Origin of the sequence: Rhizobium sp. C4 (assembly GCF_021026315.1) — a bacterium.
Classification (GTDB): Bacteria; Pseudomonadota; Alphaproteobacteria; order Rhizobiales; family Rhizobiaceae; genus Ensifer_A.
This window is the reverse complement of record NZ_JAJNCX010000007.1, coordinates 1-18,325: the sequence shown is the minus strand read 5'-3', so window position 1 is coordinate 18,325 and position 18,325 is coordinate 1. Positions and strand designations below refer to the sequence as shown.

Annotated in this window: 20 protein-coding genes and 1 tRNA gene; 12 read left to right on the top strand and 9 right to left on the bottom strand. The window is 56.0% G+C overall.

What is annotated here, in order from left to right:
- Positions 1 to 3: 3 nt before the first annotated feature.
- From LQK84_RS13495 to LQK84_RS13475, 5 genes are all read right to left on the bottom strand, one after another.
- Positions 4 to 480 carry a UPF0262 family protein gene (locus LQK84_RS13495; protein WP_230829256.1) on the bottom strand — a complete coding sequence of 159 codons (477 nt, stop codon included), beginning with the start codon at positions 478 to 480 and terminating at the stop codon, positions 4 to 6.
- Position 481: 1 nt separating this feature from the next.
- Positions 482 to 1,780: a histidinol dehydrogenase gene (gene hisD / locus LQK84_RS13490; RefSeq protein ID WP_230829255.1), complete on the bottom strand. Its 1,299-nt coding sequence runs from the start codon at positions 1,778 to 1,780 to the stop codon at positions 482 to 484.
- A gap of 113 nt (positions 1,781 to 1,893) precedes the next feature.
- Positions 1,894 to 2,334: a DUF2948 family protein gene (locus LQK84_RS13485; protein WP_230829254.1), complete on the bottom strand. Its 441-nt coding sequence runs from the start codon at positions 2,332 to 2,334 to the stop codon at positions 1,894 to 1,896.
- Positions 2,335 to 2,503: 169 nt separating this feature from the next.
- Positions 2,504 to 3,796, bottom strand: a complete 1,293-nt coding sequence (gene murA / locus LQK84_RS13480) for a UDP-N-acetylglucosamine 1-carboxyvinyltransferase (protein ID WP_230829253.1) — start codon at positions 3,794 to 3,796, stop codon at positions 2,504 to 2,506.
- 253 nt (positions 3,797 to 4,049) lie between these two features.
- Positions 4,050 to 4,283: a hypothetical protein gene (locus tag LQK84_RS13475; RefSeq protein ID WP_230829487.1), complete on the bottom strand. Its 234-nt coding sequence runs from the start codon at positions 4,281 to 4,283 to the stop codon at positions 4,050 to 4,052.
- A 183-nt stretch (positions 4,284 to 4,466) separates the two neighbouring features.
- Between LQK84_RS13475 and LQK84_RS13470 the strand changes: the two genes are divergently transcribed.
- Positions 4,467 to 4,541, top strand: a tRNA-Thr gene (locus LQK84_RS13470).
- A 95-nt stretch (positions 4,542 to 4,636) separates the two neighbouring features.
- Here LQK84_RS13470 and LQK84_RS13465 read toward each other — a convergent pair.
- A complete protein-coding gene (locus LQK84_RS13465; protein WP_230829252.1) occupies positions 4,637 to 5,230 on the bottom strand; it encodes a hypothetical protein in 594 nt (197 codons plus the stop codon).
- A gap of 64 nt (positions 5,231 to 5,294) precedes the next feature.
- Positions 5,295 to 5,648, bottom strand: a complete 354-nt coding sequence (locus LQK84_RS13460; protein WP_230829251.1) for a hypothetical protein — start codon at positions 5,646 to 5,648, stop codon at positions 5,295 to 5,297.
- A 237-nt stretch (positions 5,649 to 5,885) separates the two neighbouring features.
- Between LQK84_RS13460 and LQK84_RS13455 the strand changes: the two genes are divergently transcribed.
- Both LQK84_RS13455 and LQK84_RS13450 read left to right on the top strand, forming a co-directional pair.
- Positions 5,886 to 6,584 carry an NYN domain-containing protein gene (locus LQK84_RS13455; RefSeq protein ID WP_230829250.1) on the top strand — a complete coding sequence of 233 codons (699 nt, stop codon included), beginning with the start codon at positions 5,886 to 5,888 and terminating at the stop codon, positions 6,582 to 6,584.
- Between the two features lie 26 nt (positions 6,585 to 6,610).
- Entirely contained in the window at positions 6,611 to 7,081 is a 471-nt protein-coding gene (locus LQK84_RS13450; RefSeq protein ID WP_230829249.1) for a GIY-YIG nuclease family protein, read from the top strand.
- A gap of 35 nt (positions 7,082 to 7,116) precedes the next feature.
- Here the strand turns inward: LQK84_RS13450 and LQK84_RS13445 are convergent, their stop codons facing one another.
- Both LQK84_RS13445 and LQK84_RS13440 read right to left on the bottom strand, forming a co-directional pair.
- On the bottom strand, positions 7,117 to 7,938 hold the full coding sequence (locus LQK84_RS13445) for an ImmA/IrrE family metallo-endopeptidase (RefSeq protein ID WP_230829248.1): 822 nt from the start codon (positions 7,936 to 7,938) through the stop codon (positions 7,117 to 7,119).
- The gene (locus LQK84_RS13440; RefSeq protein ID WP_230829247.1) at positions 7,935 to 8,255 is read right to left on the bottom strand and encodes a helix-turn-helix domain-containing protein; all 321 of its coding nucleotides are present in this window, start codon (positions 8,253 to 8,255) and stop codon (positions 7,935 to 7,937) included. Before LQK84_RS13440 ends, LQK84_RS13445 begins: the two co-directional genes overlap by 4 nt.
- Before the next feature lie 71 nt (positions 8,256 to 8,326).
- On the opposite strand from LQK84_RS13440, the gene LQK84_RS13435 reads away from it, so the two are divergent.
- From LQK84_RS13435 to LQK84_RS13395, 9 genes are all read left to right on the top strand, one after another.
- Positions 8,327 to 8,845, top strand: a complete 519-nt coding sequence (locus tag LQK84_RS13435; protein WP_230829246.1) for a multiubiquitin domain-containing protein — start codon at positions 8,327 to 8,329, stop codon at positions 8,843 to 8,845.
- Entirely contained in the window at positions 8,820 to 10,058 is a 1,239-nt protein-coding gene (locus LQK84_RS13430) for a ThiF family adenylyltransferase (protein ID WP_230829245.1), read from the top strand. The genes LQK84_RS13435 and LQK84_RS13430 overlap by 26 nt, the downstream gene beginning before the upstream one ends.
- Complete coding sequence (locus LQK84_RS13425) at positions 10,051 to 10,410, top strand: DUF6527 family protein (protein ID WP_230829244.1); 360 nt, start codon at positions 10,051 to 10,053, stop codon at positions 10,408 to 10,410. The genes LQK84_RS13430 and LQK84_RS13425 overlap by 8 nt, the downstream gene beginning before the upstream one ends.
- A 456-nt stretch (positions 10,411 to 10,866) precedes the next feature.
- Complete coding sequence (locus tag LQK84_RS13420; RefSeq protein ID WP_230829243.1) at positions 10,867 to 11,637, top strand: hypothetical protein; 771 nt, start codon at positions 10,867 to 10,869, stop codon at positions 11,635 to 11,637.
- Complete coding sequence (locus LQK84_RS13415) at positions 11,634 to 13,895, top strand: hypothetical protein (protein WP_230829242.1); 2,262 nt, start codon at positions 11,634 to 11,636, stop codon at positions 13,893 to 13,895. Before LQK84_RS13420 ends, LQK84_RS13415 begins: the two co-directional genes overlap by 4 nt.
- A gap of 2 nt (positions 13,896 to 13,897) precedes the next feature.
- Entirely contained in the window at positions 13,898 to 14,839 is a 942-nt protein-coding gene (locus tag LQK84_RS13410) for an ATP-binding protein (RefSeq protein WP_230829241.1), read from the top strand.
- A 1-nt stretch (position 14,840) separates the two neighbouring features.
- A complete protein-coding gene (locus LQK84_RS13405) occupies positions 14,841 to 17,024 on the top strand; it encodes a TniQ family protein (protein WP_230829240.1) in 2,184 nt (727 codons plus the stop codon).
- Positions 17,025 to 17,285: 261 nt separating this feature from the next.
- Entirely contained in the window at positions 17,286 to 17,747 is a 462-nt protein-coding gene (locus LQK84_RS13400) for a hypothetical protein (protein WP_230829239.1), read from the top strand.
- A 40-nt stretch (positions 17,748 to 17,787) separates the two neighbouring features.
- On the top strand, positions 17,788 to 18,240 hold the full coding sequence (locus tag LQK84_RS13395; RefSeq protein ID WP_230829238.1) for a hypothetical protein: 453 nt from the start codon (positions 17,788 to 17,790) through the stop codon (positions 18,238 to 18,240).
- Positions 18,241 to 18,325: the final 85 nt, after the last annotated feature.

The following is an 18,325-nucleotide window of genomic DNA, read 5'->3' as shown; positions in this document are numbered from 1 at the left end:
GGCTCAACCGCGCCAGTAGAGCACGCAGACCAGCGTGAAGAGCCGCCGCGCCGTATCGAAATCGATCCTGATCTTGCCGGAAAGCCGGTCCATCAGCGTCTGCGAACCCTCGTTGTGGATGCCGCGCCGGCCCATGTCGATCGCCTCGATCTGGCTGGGCGTGGACGAGCGGATCGCCTGATAATAGCTGTCGCAGATCATGAAATAATCCTTGATGATCCGCCGAAACGGCGTCAGCGACAAGATATGGGTCGCCACAGGCGCGTCGCCCTCGGTCTTGATGGTGAAGACGAGGCGCTGCTCGACCAGTGACAGATAGAGCTTGTAGGGCCCGTTGTCGTGCCCTTCAGGGGCGAAGGAATTGTCCTCGAGCAGATCGAATATGGCAACGGCGCGCTCATGCTCCACATCCGGCGTCGAACGGCCGATCGTCTCGTCCAGAACGACATCGCAGAGCCTTTGCGCGCTGTTGCCGCCCATATCAGCTCCCGAGATTGAGGCGAATGCCGACCGAGCGGGCATGGGCGTCAAGCCCTTCCGACTTCGCAAGCGCAATGGCCGATGGCCCGAGCGCACGCAGCTGATCCGGGCCGAGACGCAGGATCGAGGTGCGCTTGACGAATTCCAGCACCGACAGGCCCGACGAGAACCGCGCCGAACGCGCCGTCGGCAGAACATGGTTCGAGCCGCCGACATAATCGCCGATGACTTCCGGCGTGTGGCGACCGATGAAGATCGCCCCCGCATTGCGGATTTCCGCCATCAGCGCATCGGGATCGGCCACGGCCAGTTCCAGATGTTCGGCGGCAATGCGGTTAGCCAGCGGCACCGACTTGTCGAGCGAGGGCACGATGATCACCGCGCCATAGTCACGCCAGCTTGCCGCGGCCGTATCGGCGCGGGGCAGAAGGCGAAGCTGCCGCTCCACCGCATCGCTGACCGACTTGGCAAAGGCCGCATCGTCGGAAATCAGGATCGCCTGCGCGGCGCGGTCATGCTCGGCTTGCGCCAGAAGATCGGCGGCAATCCAGTCCGGATCGTTATCCTTGTCGGCAATCGCCAGCACTTCGGACGGGCCAGCAATCATGTCGATGCCGACCGTGCCGAACACTTCGCGCTTGGCGGCCGCCACATAGGCATTGCCGGGACCGACAATCTTGGCGACCGGCGCAATCGTCTCGGTGCCATAGGCAAGTGCAGCCACAGCCTGCGCGCCGCCAATGCGGTAGATCTCGTCCACGCCGGCAATGCGGGCAGCGGCCAGCACGGTCGGGTTGATCTTGCCGCGCATGGCCGGCACGACCATGACGACGCGCGGCACGCCGGCAACCTTGGCCGGCAGCGCATTCATCAGAACCGAGCTTGGATAGCTCGCCGAACCGCCGGGCACATAGAGCCCGACCGCCTCGATCGCCGTCCAGCGCGAGCCGAGACCGACGCCGATATCGTCTTCATAGATATCGTCCTTCGGCATCTGGCGGGCATGGTGCCTGGTGATGCGGGCAGCGGCCAGATGCAGCGCATCCAGCACTTCCGGCTCGACCTGCGCAAAGGCATCCTCGATCTCGTCCGCCGTGACGCGCATCGGCGTCTCGGCAAAATCGAGCTGGTCGAAACGCAGCGTATATTCCGCCAGCGCCGCGTCGCCGCGCGCGCGCACATCGGCAATGATCTCGCGAACGGTATGCCCGACATCCTCGGACACTTCACGCTTCGTCGTCAGGAAAGCGGCGAACTTCGCTTCGAAATCCGCCTCGCTCCAGTCAAGCCAAATTGCCAATTCCCCATTCCCTTCCGACGTCCCGCCCCTGGGCAGGGGCGGCTAGACCAAAGCAATTCCAGCGAAAGTGGAAACCGGTTTCGCGTCCGGAATTGCGTCAAACAAAGACCTGCTCAGGCATCAACCCGATGCTGCGGCTTCGATTTCGTTTCCCACGCGCCGCCAACATCGGCAAGCTGCGCTTCAATGCATTCCACATCAAGCTGCACCACGCCGCCACCGGCCAGCATCAGCTCGATCACGCCATCCGGACCCTCGCCGCGCTTTTCAAAGCGGATGGCCAGCAGGTCCAGCACGGCGTCCTTGTTCTTGCGATCCACGCCGGTGGATTTCACCGCACTCACCCGCTTGAACACCAGCGCCGCCTTGCGACGCTCGAAAGGCCGGCCCCGCTCAGACGCCGTTTCCCAGACGAACCGGTTGGCCGTCATGGAAAATTGCATCGTGCGGGCGTCAAAGGCGCATTCCGCCACCTTGAAAACCGAATCCTGCATATGGGCGGATACGATGTCGAGGTCTTCTTCGTCCAGCGCCAGCAGTTTCAAACCACTCATAGTCTCACCTTTGCGTCTTGCGCGCCGCCCGTCCGCTTTATTGCATCGCAATTCCGGAGGCAAAACCGCCGGGCACTTTTGCTGGAATTGCTATCAGACAGCGCTCTTTGATACGCAGATAAGAAGCGATAGCCCGCCCCGCAACTGCGAGCAAGCGGGCCAGGGATGATCAATCGCTGATGCGCTCGACAATTGCGCCGCAACGGGTCAGCTTTTCTTCCAGCCGCTCGAAGCCGCGGTCGAGATGGTAGACGCGCGACACCAGCGTCTCGCCTTCTGCAGCCAGACCGGCAATGACCAGCGACACGGAAGCGCGGAGGTCGGTCGCCATGACCTGCGCGCCCTTCAGCTTCGACACACCTTCGACGCGGGCCGTCTGGCCGTTGAGCGAGATCTTCGCGCCAAGGCGGGCGAGCTCCTGCACATGCATGAAGCGGTTTTCGAAGATCGTCTCGGTGATGTGCGAAATGCCGGTCGAGCGGGTCATGAGGCCCATGAACTGCGCCTGCAGGTCGGTCGGGAAACCCGGATAAGGGTCAGTCACGACATCCACCGGCTTGATCGCATCGCCGTGTCCAATGACGCGAATGCCGGTCGGCAGCGCGATGACTTCGGCGCCGGAGCGACGCAGCGCCTCAAGCGCCGTGTCGAGCAGATCGACGCTCGTGCCTTCCAGCGTCACATCGCCGCCTGCCATGGCAGCGGCCATGGCATAGGTGCCGGTTTCGATACGGTCGGGCAGGACGCGATGGCGCGCACCCGAGAGCGACTTGACGCCCTCGATGGTGATGGTGGAGGTGCCCGCACCCGTAATCTTGGCGCCCATGGCGTTGAGGCAGTTGGCAAGGTCGACGATTTCCGGCTCGCGCGCGGCATTGCCGATCACCATCGTGCCATTGGCAAGCGAGGCCGCCATGAGGAGAACATGGGTGGCGCCAACCGAGACCTTCGGGAAGGTGTAGCGCGTGCCGATCAGGCCGCCCTTGGGCGCCTTGGCATTGATGTAGCCGCCATCGATTTCCATCTCGGCGCCCATGGCGGCGAGACCTTCAATGAAGAGATCGACCGGACGCGTGCCGATGGCGCAGCCGCCCGGCAGCGAAACGCGGGCGCGGCCTTCGCGCGCGAGCAGCGGCCCGATGACCCAGAAGGAGGCGCGCATCTTCGAGACAAGCTCGTAAGGCGCCGTCGTTTCGGCAATGGTGCGGCAGGTGAAATGAATGGTGCGGGAATAGGTCCCGTCCTGGTGCTCGCGGCGGCCGTTGACGGAAATATCGACGCCATGATTGCCGAGAATGCGCAGCAGCTGCTCCACGTCGGCCAGATGCGGCACGTTTTCGAGCGTCAGCGTATCGCTGGTCAGAAGCGACGCGATCATCAGCGGCAGGGCGGCATTCTTCGCGCCGGAGATGGGAATGATGCCGTTCAGCGGCTTGCCGCCGACAATGCGAATGCGATCCATGAGTGTTTCTCTTTCAGGCGTCCGCATGACGCCGATCTTGTCAGGTGTGACGGTCCCCATAACCCAAAGCCGGAGCGCCTTCAAGAAAGGCCGGAAATAAGGCCCCCTCGGCCGGTCGGATGACCTGTTTCGGCCGCGATTGAGGATGATTTAGGGCAGGTGTACTGCCCTTTTGCGCATGAAGGCCGATAGCCCCTGCGTTCTTCAAGCCAAGGGAGGGCAGTCCAGGCGCGAATCGCCTCCGGTCCTCGCCTCAGTCGGCATCCGGCAGGCGCGCGCCGGGAAGCCCCTCGTCGCGCTCATCCGCCTCGCCCTCGCGCCGTGCCCGCGACTGCGCCTTGCGCCGCATGAGATTGGCCCGCAGCGCACCGGCCAGCCGCTTCTTCTCCGCTTCCTTCTCGCGCCGCATCGCTTCGGCCGCACGCTTGCGCGATTCCCGGTCGCGCACATCGCCCTTGTCGCTGGTTTCGTCTTCGCCGGACGTCATCGCCCTGCCCCCATCTCGCATCGTTTCATTTGAAGAATTGCAGATAGCGCAGAACGCGCCCGCAAGAAAGGTTGCGGTGGCTTCTGAAAAAACTTGGGGTGCGGCGCTTGCGTGATGTCGGAACATGTGGCAATAGGCGACCCGCTTCACCCGACACGCTCATATGCGTCGTCGCGGACGGATGCTGCAGTAGCTCAGTGGTAGAGCACTCCCTTGGTAAGGGAGAGGTCGGGAGTTCAATCCTCCTCTGCAGCACCAGTTTTTTGTAGGTCGCCACATAAGATGAGACTCTCGCCACATGAGGTGAGACTCCTCGCCACATGAGATGAGACTCGTATGGTTAACGCGCCCTGTTACTCACGGATGCAGGTGATTTTGCCGTCGGCCGGGTCGCCGTCGTAGGCATCTCGCATGGACGTGATTTCATCGTTGAGGACGAGGTCAACGATGGCTTGAAATTCCGCAGGCGTGACGTGTAGCAGTCGCTTCTTATAATGCCAGTCAGACGCAATCAGTATACCGTCGTCAAACTGCTCAAAGTCATAGGCAATCGCCAATTGCGAGGCGTGTATGATCTCGTTTCCAAACTCCCGGATCGTCATCTTGACCAGCTCGGGGGCTTCCATCGCATATTGACGAAATTCACGCGGACCCGTGTTGCTGACCCACGGTTTGAAGAACGGTTCATCGGCGGCTTTCGCCAGGCATCTCACTTCGATCTCGCGCTCTCGGAGCTTGTCTGTAACGACCCTGGTCTCCATCATCCGACGCATGATGAAACCGCACAGGACGAAGGCCCTTTCCAGCATGTGGAATGGCACATGCGCGCCAGAATATTCCTCATCCATATACTCTGCGAAGCTCACCGCCACGCGGCTGGATTGAAGGTGAAGATCATTCTTCCAGGTGTATGTTTGCCACGTACCTGAACCGATTATGCCACGCATTATGGACCTCCGATTAGGGAACTGACTATCGCTGCATTAGGTCCTAGAACGACCGAAATCAGTATTACCTGATAATTCTACCGGTGCGACGCTTTCTTTTGGGCTTGCCAACCTCACTTTCGATTCTTTGAAAATCATCGTGAGAGTGATTATATACAACGGTCAAATGCGGGAGAATAAAATAAGATTTAACCACTCCGCCTTTCATATGAAGTATTAAGTCTGCGTCTTTATTTTCTTTAGCAGCTTCTATAGCTTCTCTCAAAGTTTGGTGGGGCGTGAAGGGTGCATATTCTACTTTTTGGGTTTTACCTAGATGTTTCTCTAAGAAACCGCCATCAATCAATTCATCCATCTGAACAGTTGGTAACTTTAGGTATTGCGCCAATACAAATTCATTTTGAATATCTCCGTCCATAAGAGCAGCCTCCGTAATATTTTTGATAAAATGTGCCTGTCGGCGGAAACGAGTGCAACTTAATTCATAAAACACCGGGAAAAACACCCTTTCTGGGCAAATGCTGCATCTTCTTTTTTTCTAAAACCCTGTTAGCTTGACAAACCTGCTCGATCACAACCAGGCCGTTAGGCTAAAATTTAGACTTCACATCATAGTTTAGAAAAAAGGGCATTGATTTTTTCAAGGCGATGGGCTATGAATACTGTCATCAACGCTGTCGGTTTACCGGCAGCCCACGGCGGCCCTGGTGCCGCCGTTTCCATTAGAGCCGCTGTATATATTGACGGCTTCAACCTTTATCACGCAATTGATGATCTCGGAGCACCCCATCTAAAGTGGGTAAATTTGTTCGCTCTTTCCCGCCAATTCGCGCGGAATGGGGAAGAGGTGGTCCGAGTTGTGTGGTGCACGGCAGTTAACAACAAAAACACCCAAAAGATGCTGCGATGGCGCGAATACAAGAAGGCTCAACTGTGGGCAGGAGTGGTGTGCGTTGAGGGCCACTTTACTGAGGAACCACGTCGCTGCCATGAGGGACATGATTATTTGCATCCCACCGAAAAGGAAGGCGATGTAAATCTCGCGATCCACCTTATTAGCGACGCTCACCTTGATGTTTTTGACGTTGCATATTTGGTTACCGCCGACTCAGACCAGCTAGCAACGATGAAGATGTTCAAAGCGCGCTTCCCATCGAAAACTATTGTAAGCGTCGCTCCTCCTGGCAGAGGGCACAGCAAAGCGATCATAGCTCACTCGCACGCGACAAGAACCATTCAAAGAGAAGCCATTGAGGCAAGCCTCTTTCCTGGCGCTACCATTATTGAAAACGGGACTTTGATTGCGCGTCGGCCACCAGCATATGCTCCCCCAACGGAAACACCCACTGCCTGAGTGGCAAATCATAAAAGCTGTTGAGCATGCATGAAAAATTCCTGACCTTTACCGAGGCTCTGCACCCGAAATTCGAAACATTGATGCAGATGGACCCTGTCACGGACGGAATATTGCCGTCTCATATCAAGGGGTCTGGCGTCTACCTATTTTCCGAAAATGGCCGTCATCTCTATGTCGGCCGTACCAGGAATGTCAGATCACGGTATGGCCAACATACGCGCCACGGGACAGGCCATAACAATGCACCTTTCGCCTTCAAGCTCGCTCGCGAAGCGACCGGCATATTGAAGAGCGATTACAAGAGCGGACCGACATCGCGGGCCAATCTCATGCTCGATGCTGAATTTCTAAGGGCGTTCAACGACGCCCTGATCCGGATGAGGGCGATGGAATTCCGGTTTGTCAACGAACCTGATCCGACGCGGCAATGCCTGCTAGAAATATACGTCAGCGTCGTATGCGGGAGCCCGTATAACGATTTCGATACACACTGAACAAGGCCAACGGATTGTTGGAAATTCGGCTTTTGTCACCCGTAAATTAGCAACGACAGCGTCATGCCATGGTGTTCCGCAAAAACCACGGACTCGAAGACGGCCGTATCGTCGTTCCAGACACCCTTGGGGTGTTGCTGGCTGGTAATGCCGCAAGTTGGCCCCAAAGCTGCCAGTGATTGCTCTGGTAAAGCTATGGTCACTTTCCTTGCCGAGAAATAGACGCCGGAATTGTACAACGTCGAGCTGCTCCAAGACCAATCGATGAACCCGTCCCGTCCGACCACGAGCATGGCTCTCACACTTGTCGACTTCAGCCAATTAAGAACTGCGGCAGTTAAGGAGACTTCATACCGGTCGCGCAAGATTTCAAAATCTCGGAGCGTCGGCTTCTGGAAATTCTTCGTTTGCTCACGAAAATCGTCGGGCGGCATGAGGACGAAGGCAGCGAAGCTATTGGCCTCAGCTTCCATCTGAGAATATTTGCTGTCCCATTCCATCATCTGGCGGCGGGAGCAATAAAATGGATCGCCACTGAGCCGCCTATGAATGAGGTAGTGGCCGAACTCGTGAGCCAAAGTGAAGTTGATCCGGCCTCGGGACGTATGGCCGTGATCGTATATAATGGCCCACTCATCTTTAGCGACGTTGGGTACCAACGCGCCTTCAAACTTGCCACCAAAGTCCCTGCTATCAATCATCGTAATGGGGTCGCCGGGGAAAAGCTGTCTGCTATAGCCCTCAGCGAACTCCTCTATCCGTATTGGAAACCGTGGAAGGTCCAGGAGTTTCTTTCCCTCCCGGGCAAAAAGCGAGACACGTGAAGCCCAACCATCCCATGTCGTGGGTTGCTTCACTTTTTGCGACTCCAGACGTCGATCATGTCCATCACCTTTTCCTTGGTCTCGTCGTCAAGGCTATTGAATTTGCGGAAGAAGACCTCCTTCACCTGGGCATCGTCAAACGTCGCGTTATCGTCAATCAGATAGTCGGTCGTAACATTCAGGACCTCGGCGATCTTGATAAGCTTTTCTGCCGACGGCTTACGGGTCTCGCGATTTTCCAGCTCCCACAGATAACTTTTGCTCGAACCGGACAGCTTTGCCAACTCGTCCAGTGAGTACCCCAATTCCAATCTGTGTTTTTTCAGCTTGTCACGCAGCGATACAGTCATGTTTTTCCCGTTTTTTCAAACATTTGCTGTTGTTCTATATATCGAACAAAAATGCACTTGACAAGCGCTACATGGCGTTGTTCGATATAGCGAACGAAATCATACCGAAAGCGAGCATGAAAATGAATCAAGATGCAGTTAACTCCGTTCGAATCCACATTGATCAAAAGCAGTATCACTCCCGCAATCCCACGAGCGGCATCGACCTGTACGAACTGGGCCACGTCCGTGACGGCCGTGTTCTCTATCGAGAAGTGACTGGCAATGAAGAAGACAAGCTAGTCAGGATCGATCAGCCGACGATACACCTGAAGCAGGATGAGCACTTCCACAGCGGAGAAGCGCCCGAAAAGCACTTCTCCATCACGATCAACACCGATCCATTTGTCGTCGATCATGACGTTCTGACGTTTGACCAGCTTGTGAAGCTTGCTTTTCCAAATCCGCCGACCGGAACCGATCCGGCGTTTACCGTGAGCTTCGAACACGCAAAGAGCAAACCTCATCACGGTGATCTTGCCCAGAACGGCAGTGTCACTGTGAAAAAACACGGGACCAACTTCGATGTCGCACACACTAATCGCTCTTAATCCCGATCTTCAGAGACTTCGCGACGAGGGGTACAACGTCCAAATCACGAACCAGAATTTTCTGGTTATAAGTGACGTCCCGTACGTCAAAGGCGACAGAACCATTGCATTAGGGGCTTTGGCCTCGAACCTAGATTTGGCAGGGGATCGGACCGTTCGTCCGCAGGATCACACGGCAAAGTTCTGTGGCGACTTTCCATGTGACAGCAATGGGAACCAGTTGGTGATCCTGCAGCATCAAACTCAAGAATTTCAGCTTGGAAGCGGGTTGAAGGCCGATCACTCCTTTTCCAGGAAGCCGCTTTGCGGCTACTACAATGACTATCATGAGAAGATGACTGCCTATATCGCCTTGTTGGCGAGGGAGGTGGCAGCCATCGATCCAAATGCAACAGCCAGAACTTTTCGCATTGTTGAAGGCGATCCCGAAACGTCGCCTCACCATTACCTCGACACCGCCTCTTCCCGTGCCGAAATCAACGAGGCAGCAGAAAAGCTGGCCGAAGAGGCGATTGCCATCGTTGGCCTCGGTGGAACAGGGTCGTATGTCCTGGACTTGATCGCCAAGACGAATGCGAGAAGAATCCATCTGTTCGACGATGACGACTTCCTAACTCATAACGCGTTTAGGGCCCCTGGCGCGCCTTCTCTCGAAGAGCTTAGACTTCGACCCAAGAAGGTCGACTATTTTGCTGCCACCTATTCCAAGATGCATCGTGGCATCGTAGCTCACCCTGAGAAATTGACAGGCGAAAATCTCGATCAGCTCCAGAATATGTCGTTCGTGTTTCTTTGCATGGAAAGCGGACCGGCAAAGCGAATGATCATCGACAAGCTGGAAGCGCTGGGAACGCCCTTCATCGACGTGGGAATGGGTCTTTACACAAAGCGTGCCAGTATTGGCGGCATTTTGCGAACGGTTCGTAGTCTCCCCGACCGTCGTGCGGAAGCGCGTGCGCGCATATCCTTCGCAGTGGACGACGTTGAAAACGAGTACGACCGAAATATTCAGGTTGCTGATCTGAACGCGCTGAACGCCTGCCTGGCGGTCATCGAATGGAAAAAAACCAGAGGCTTCTATTTCGACATTGGCCATGAGCGTTTCATCTCATACACCATAGGAAACAGCCTTCTTTGCAAAGATGATATCTATGACAAAGCTCAAGTCGATACACCCGGAATTTGTTCGCCGAATACCGAAGGTGATGGATGACGGCGTCCTATACATTTCCGAAGAATTCGGCACCGCTGCACACAATTGCTGCTGCGGTTGCGGCGTAAAGATCGTAACGCCGCTGAAGCCTGGAAAATGGGAGATGAAAAACGAAAATGGGCTTGTCACACTTCATCCGTCAATCGGGAATTGGAGTTCAGCTTGCCAGTCCCATTACGTCATAGCGCGAAACGAGATCAGATGGACGCGCGCTTTTTCTGCGGATGAGATACAAGCCAATCGAGTGCACGACCAACGTGTTTCTGCGGCGGCTCACGCTGAACGTCAGGCCCAGGAACTTGGCTTCTTTGGCAAGCTTTGGAAGCGCTTCACTTCTTGGCTTGGACTGTGACAGGCGCAAGCGTCACTCGGACGTGCCCCTATACCGGGCAGTCCGAGTGACGGCGACCAAACGAAAACGCATAAAACACCTCCTTGACTTTGGAACAAACGTAGAACATATTCCCGTCATCCGAGGCTGACGCCCCGTTTTAAAAGGACCTGAACGTGACAACGATATCGATACGACAGCTATGCAAGCGGGACGGCCGCTTCCTTCGTTTTCGTTGAGTCAGACCTTTGGCTCGGCGTAATCGCGGAGCCCGTCCCATCGAACTGCTTTCAATGCAACAGCGATGGTCGACATGAACACCAATTGCCAACTCTCAACTAGCCGATTTCGGCACCATCAGCGTCGTCCCGGCGCAACCGTCTCCCGTCTCCTAATAGGTTTCTGATCCCGCTTTCGTCAGAACCGAAATCATTGCTGCGCGCGAGCCATGGGCCTGCGTGCTGAGGGAGACTTCTCATGAGCGTAGATTTTCGCGCTCGCCATTCCTTGTCGAGCATTTTCAGCGATGGCCACGAGCCCGTCTGGTCGCCACCCGTCCGCCTGAGGCACAAGACCTTGCCGGGCTGGTTTCCAACGAGCAAGGCACCGCAACAAAAAATCCGCTATCGCGCGCCGCTGATGGCGGACGGGTTGATGCATATCGACACCGATCCGCAGGTGAGGCGGATTTCGCCCTATCCCCTTTCCCTCGTGTTCGGGGTGATGGACGAGTCCGGCAACCTGAAAAAGCGCGAACAGACGCCCGATCTGGCGGTCCTTAAAAAGGATGGCTCGGTCGTCTTCATCGACTTCGTTCCCTATCAAATCCGGCAGGCAAACAGCTTTTATGAAGACAGGGAGCTGAACCTTCGCGAATTCTGCCGTGATGTCTATGACAGCGCCTATACCGTCCTCGATGAGCGGCATATCCACGCGCAGCCGCTTTTCGACAATATCAAGACGCTCTGGGCCCACCGGGCAGTTGCGCAATCGAACGTACCTCTCGCAAAGCTTCGGCAATTGCTCCGCTTCGTTCAGATGCCGGTGACGCTTGGCACGTTGTTGCGCGAGGTGAAACTCGGCCAGCAGCACCAGGCATTCGATGAAATTCTGCGACCTCAACGGGATCGCAGCCTGACATTTTCCGGCGTCATGCAACTGGTGATCCTTGGCGAATTGGAGATCGATCTCGACCGTCCATTTTCGGAGACAAGCGTCGTGAGGCGCGTGGCGGGAGGTGGAAGATGAGCATCGTCCCCGACCGTTTCGAGTTCTTGAACCCGGTTCACAAGCTGCTTTCGCATGAGGCCCTTGCCGTACCGTTGCACGACCCCTCGGTCAAAGAGACCCAGGAGTTCAAGATGAACGTGAACGACCGGTATTTCCTCTATACGCCTGACCGGCAGGCCTACGGGCATTTCATCGTCAAACAATGGTTGCACAAATCTGGCGACGCGCCGACGCGTGTGGTGCTGGAAGACATGCAATATGGCGCGCAAGTTTACCTCAGCCATTTCCAGATCGCCCATCTGAATGCGAACAACCAGATCAGACCGGTCTCCGTCTCCCAAAAGGATGATCGCGGTGCAGTCCCTGGCAGCGCATTGGTGATGACTGCAAAGGAATTGAAGGAGCCGAAGCGCAGGGCGGCCTACCTGGACGCAATTGCAGACGCGTGCAGGAAGGCAGGCCTTGGCCAACATTCCAGGAAGATTATCAAGCGGGTCATTGCCGAAGTCGCAGAAAAGCTTGGTGAGACGCCTCCATCGGTTCCCACTGTTTACCGCTGGATCGGAAAACAGGAAGAGGGACGGTATTTCGACAGGATGCTTGCGCTGGCACCCATGCCGCGTCCGGGAAACCGGAGACATGTGTTTGCGCGGCGGGTTGAAGAGATGGTCTCCTTGGCAATTCAGGATGCAGTATCGGGGTCAAAGGGCACCTGGCTTGCCGTTGACGCCCGCATCAGGAAATTGTGCAGTCCGGAGGGCGAATATGCCGATCTCGGCTGGATGTTCAAAGACGGCAAGTTTCAGATGTCGGATCGAACGGTTCAGCGACGTTTGTCTGACCTCGATCACTTCACGCACGATTTCCTGACCTACGGTCCCGAATTTGCGGAACGAAAGCATGCGACGCGGGCTCGTATCGAGAGGCCGACACGACCGCTCGATGTTGTCGACGTCGACCACACCGATCTGGATATTGTCGTCATCGATGACGAACATCCGGTCGCTTATGGCAGACCGGACCTGTTGACGTTCAGAGACCGGCACAGCGGCATCGTTCTTGGTTTTGAACTGAGTTTCGGAACTCCCAGTTTCGATACTTTCCTTTCCGGTTTACGCAACGCCATTTTTCCGAAGCGGCCCGAGGAGCTGCCGGAGGGGGTGGAATTCCCGTGGTATGGCAGACCATCAAAAATTGGTGTCGACAATGCGCTTCATTTCCTGGGATACGACATCCAGAACGCAGCGATCCAACTCGGCTTTCAGACTGTCGAATACAGACCGGGGCACCCGCATGAAAAGGGTGCCGAGGAACACCTCTTTCATCTGGTCAATCAGGACCTTGTCCATCGTCTCCCGGGCACGACAACTGGCTCCATCGACGAACGCAAGATGTTTGACGAGATCAAGCAGAAGGGCGTTCCGATCCTGACAATGCAGGAAGTCAGAGGCTTCCTCTATCGCTATTTTGCCGAAATCCATAACCGTCGGGCTCATGCCGGATTGGGTCACATTGCCCGAGCCAAAGGCGTTCCTGCCGACCTTTGGGAGAAGGGAATTGCGCTCAGCGAGCCGGTTGTTCCAGTCGACGAAGAAATCTTCGTTCGGCTTGCGGGCAACTGCAAATATCTCACCATTCAGCAATACGGCATCCAATGGAGCCATATCATCTACCAAGACCCATCGCTCCAGGCGATCCTGCTTCACCCTCATCACAAGCAGGGCCGGAAGTACATGGTCATCAGGGACCCAAAGAACCTTGATCATGTCTGGGCCCACGACCCGTATTCCAATCGCATCTATCTGGTCCCGGCAACGCCGTCTGACCAGAAGTATGCCAAGGGTCTGAGCAAGTTCCAGCACGAGAAGGTGATGCAATACCACCTCAAGCGCAACAAGGCGATTGAGGATGCATCCGCCCTCTACGAGTCAATGGCGGCACTTCAGAATGAGCTGATGGACTTGCATTCGCTTCGCAAGAAGCACAACACCGCTCACAAGCTGGCACGCTTTCTTGGTTCGAACCAGAAGCGCCTGCAATACACCAGGACAATCGAGGTCGAACCCACGCCTCAGGGCGGCGGCCGCATCGATTTTGAAGCGCCCACCGTGCCGTCGCGAAAGCCCCCTGTCCGAGCAACGGCAGCGTCTGAACAGGAACGGGATGGACGGCCTCCAGAAGCTGTCGATGCGCCTGAAAATCCAACAACGTCTGCGAGCAGTGCAGTCGACAAGATCGATGACATCCGCGCTCGCAACGCAGAATGGGACGATTGATCATGACCAGCCGACAGACATTCCATATCACACCGTATCGCACCGACGAGGAGCGTCGCGCTGCAGCCGCTCTTCCCATTCATGAGCGGCAGATGTTGGTAAAGACGGCACTCTACCCCTATCCGCAGTTCAAGGCTGCCCAGGAGTTTATTCGCCGCTTCCATTATCCCATTGAAGGGGGTCTCGCGGACACCGGCAACATCGGTGGGCTGCTTGGTCATTCGCGAACTGGCAAGTCGGCCATCTGCCGGTATTACGCCGAAAACATTCCGCCCAAACTGGCGGATGACGGCGAAATCTACCCCGTCGTCTACATTCCAGCAGCGTCGGAAATGACACCTGCGACAATGGCGGAACGGATTTACTTCGAGACCGGTGCCCGTTCAGTGCCGTCTGTAAAAATCCCGACGCTGGTGCGCAACGCACTGCTGCGGCTGAAACGAGCAGGAACCGAACTGGTCATCATCGATGACGCGCAATTTCTGTTTTTCGACCGTCACCGCAAGCATGTTGCCGAGTTTCAGAGTTTCGTCAAACAGCTGGCGGACTTGAATTCTCTCAATGTCCTGATGGTTGGCGAGAAGCGGCTGCAGACCTTCGTGCGCAACATCGATTACCTTGTCGGACGGGGCGGCTTCCCTGCCAAGCATATCCAGGCGATGGGAACGGATGAGATCGGCATGGAGCACTTCCGACTGCTGCTTGAGGGCATCGACAAGCGCATGCCGTTTACAGCCTCTTCGCGCTTGAGCAGAGCGGGATGGACCTATGATTTCTACCGCTACAGCGACGGCATTATCGGCCGTGTCATGAACCTTGTTCGTCGGGCCGCCTACCGGGCCATCAACGACGGAACGGCCTGCATCATGCGAAGCCACCTTCACGAAGAGTCCTGGTCTGAACTGTCGGTCGGCGCGACCAACGATTTCTTCCTGGAGGAATGACATGAAGGTCGAGAACATCCTTGCCCGCCCGTTCTCCAGTTGGCACCTCAAGCCGGAACCAGGAGAGCCATCTTATGGCTACTTTTCGAGGTTGGTTGAGGATGAGGGTCATTCGAGCACGAAAATCTATGCGACGGAAATCGGGCTGAATGGAAAGCACATCAATCCCGAGGAGCTGCTGAACTCGCTGTTGACGCTTGGGCTCGATGAAGCGTCGAGAAACGTCTTGATCCAGGCAACGCCATTGCGGAGAGGAAAGCTCTACCACCTTGGCGACGATGCCGTTCGTGTCCGTCAGCTGAGCATCACCAAGCGGCGTTTATGTCCGGCATGTCTCGCCGAGGATCACACGCACAAGGTCTGGTGGGACATCCAGGCATTCCAGAACTGCCCGTTGCATGGTCTGAAGCTCAACGGAAAGAGCGAAGCAGGAGAATGGCTCCGGTGGGTCAAGTCGGGTGTCACGTTAACGCCTCGTGGCGAAGACCTCGCGCGAACAGCGTGCAGACATTCCGATGCTTGCACCCGGTTCGAAGGATTCATCATCCACCGCCTGCGCCATGACTGCGGTCCGGAGCCGGAGTTGTTTGTCGGCAGGCCGTTGGCGGAGATTATCGATGCGATCACTTTCCTGTCGCGCATTTTTCAACGTAGGGGTGGACGGAATGGCGGTGAAAATATTGCCCTCTCGTATGCGGCACTGTCTGCAAGCCGGATGCATCTCGTCGCCTCGATCCAGCAATGGCTGACCGAGAACTGGACGCTGGAAGAACGGAAGAGAGGTTCGAAATTCGTCTACGGTGCATTGAACTTCGTGGTTCCTTGCGAACGGTCGGACCTAGTGGACGATTGCATCGCAGCCATGAGGGAGGCCCTTGCCAAGACGGGCAGAATTTCCCGCATTCTGAGGGACCAGGTTTCTGAAAATCGGCTGGAGTTGACCCTTGCGGAGGCATCGCGCGTTCTCGACATCAGCGAAGACGGATTGAAAAATCTGGTAAAGCACCTGGGCCTTGGTCTCGACCGCTACAACCTGTTTTTCGATCCGGATATGATGGACAGATTGAAGGACACCATCGATCAGCTCGTAACGGCAACAGAAAGCGAAGAAATTTCCGGCTTGCGCGCTCATGAGTTCTCAAGACTGGAAAAGGCAGGCTTCATCAATTCGATCACGGCCGTGTCGAGGGGGCAGACGCGGGGGCGTCGATACGTGGCATCGGAAGTCGAAAGACTGGTTGCCAAGGTGCTGCCATCAGCCAAGGCCAAAACGATGTCGGGACAGTTGCCTTTACGCGGATATGCGAGACGGATCGGATCAAGGCCCTCCGATGTGGTGATTGCAGTACTGGAAGGTCGCCTGCAACCTGTTCGCGCTGACCCCCTGTATCAGGGTTTCGCCAGTCTTTGTTTTGATGTCGATGTTGCTCCGGCAGGTCATGAGATCGCGATCAAACGCCGGTCCGATGACATGACCTTTGCCGAGATCGCGGCGCAAACCGGGTTGCAGATGCAGACGATTTCCTGCCTGGCGAAGCAGGGTCAGCTGAAATTGGTTCCCATCTCGAAAACGAAATCGATGGTTCGCAGACGGTCTTTCGAGGCATTTGACGGGAAATATGCCAATGCGCAGCTCTACCGCTCGCATTTGAATTGCAGCCCCAGCAACATTCGCACTGCCCTTCGCGCCCGTGGCATCAGAACGGTCTTCGACCCTCGGGATGGTCGGCTGGGAGGCACAATTGTCGTTCGATCCGAAGCAAGAGCCGCGCTTGGTTTGGACCGTGACCCTGATGACATCGTTGCAACATGCCCGCTTTGGGAAGCCATGAAGGAACGGCTCCAAACAGAGGGCTTACCCTATGCAGTGCAACAGACCTTCACAGACGGACGTGCGAAAATCGCGACAACCACGAGCACGGTCGCCTGTTATGCCGAAAAGCGTGATGACGGCGGCTTGTCTGTGAAAATGCATATTCATCCGAAGCATTCGAAGCGGCGTTTTAACCTGGTCATGGATCGGCGTGCCGCGATTGCTGAAGCACTGCCGTGGTTGGACTGGCGGCACGAGGAAGATGGAGGTGTCAAATTCCAGATCGACGTGGACAACGGCACGAGCATCGACAATGCCATTGCATTTTTAAAATGCATGCACCGCGTCAGTATTCGCCCAAACACTCGATAAAAGTCCTTGACAACTCAGCCTTTGTTCTCTATTCGTTCTCATCATGAAAACACGCTCGCACAACCTACGAATATCGCTTTGATCCGCCGCCCCTGACGATGGGGCACGGTCCATTGCCTGTTTGTGGGTTCTGTTATGAGTGTTCATACCCAAAGACGTCGCGCTTTCAGCCCGACTGATTCCTCCTCGAAAATTCAATATGTCCGTTGTGTCGGACCCGTGATCCTTACGAGCCCTTTGGCCCGTGATGTTGGATGCCTGTTGGACGTCGATAGTTCGGTTGCTGCATGGGCATGCCGCAAGCTGACCTTCAGTCACGGCTATGACACGCACAAGCCCGATATCATTGCCGAGACCGACAATGGCATCCTGGTGATTGACGTCCTTTCGAAAGATGCGCCGCCCACCTGGATCAACGACGTCGTCGTTAGTGAAGGATATGGTTACAAAGCGATTTTGCGCGGTGACATCGATCCCATCCGGTTGAAGAACGCGCGCGATCTGCTCCGATATGTCGGCGTCGAAGTGTCATTGGCTGATCGTATCCGGCTGCTCGCCGGTCTCGAAGAACACGGCACACTATCACTCGCAGAAAGTCTGAATGCGTTCAGGGAGACGAACCCCATAGCCGGGCTCGCGAGCCTTGTTCTGCAGCGTTTTGTCGACATCGACCTCGACTCGCTGATCAGCCCGGAATCGCTGGTACGCCGCCATCGCGGTTGAGCGCTTCTTCCAATTTTTTCTGCGTTACGAGTTTACGACCATGTCCAAGTCTCAAGGAAAATTTCAACGCCGCGTTCGATCCACGCCTCGCGAATACGCGCTCTATTGTTCGCTGCGGCGCGCATTGAAGCAGCATCGAGCTTTCTTCGCAGGCCATGATGGCGCAGCTCTCTTGCTGGTGCCGGAAGGCTACGATGCTTCTGACTATCTGAACGGGGCGAAAGCCGAGCTTTTCGGATCGCAACCTGAATCCCATCAACCCGATGTCGCAGTCATGACCATCGAAGACAGCGACAAGCATGAGCGAATTGCCAGTTATTTCATGTCGGAATGCCGCGACATGCGCCGCCTGATCGTTATTTCAGAGATCAGAGAAAACCTGCCTGCCCCAGTCATCCTGGCGGCTGATTACGTGTCAGAAATCGAGCCCATCAACGAGCGTGATCTTCAGGCGGCTGACCTGCCACTGAGAATTTCCTCCAAAATTGATTAGAGTTCGGCCCATTGAGGACGGACTTATGAAGAAGCAGAGATTTACAGAAGAGCAGATTATTGGGGTGCTGCGCGAGCAGGAGGCT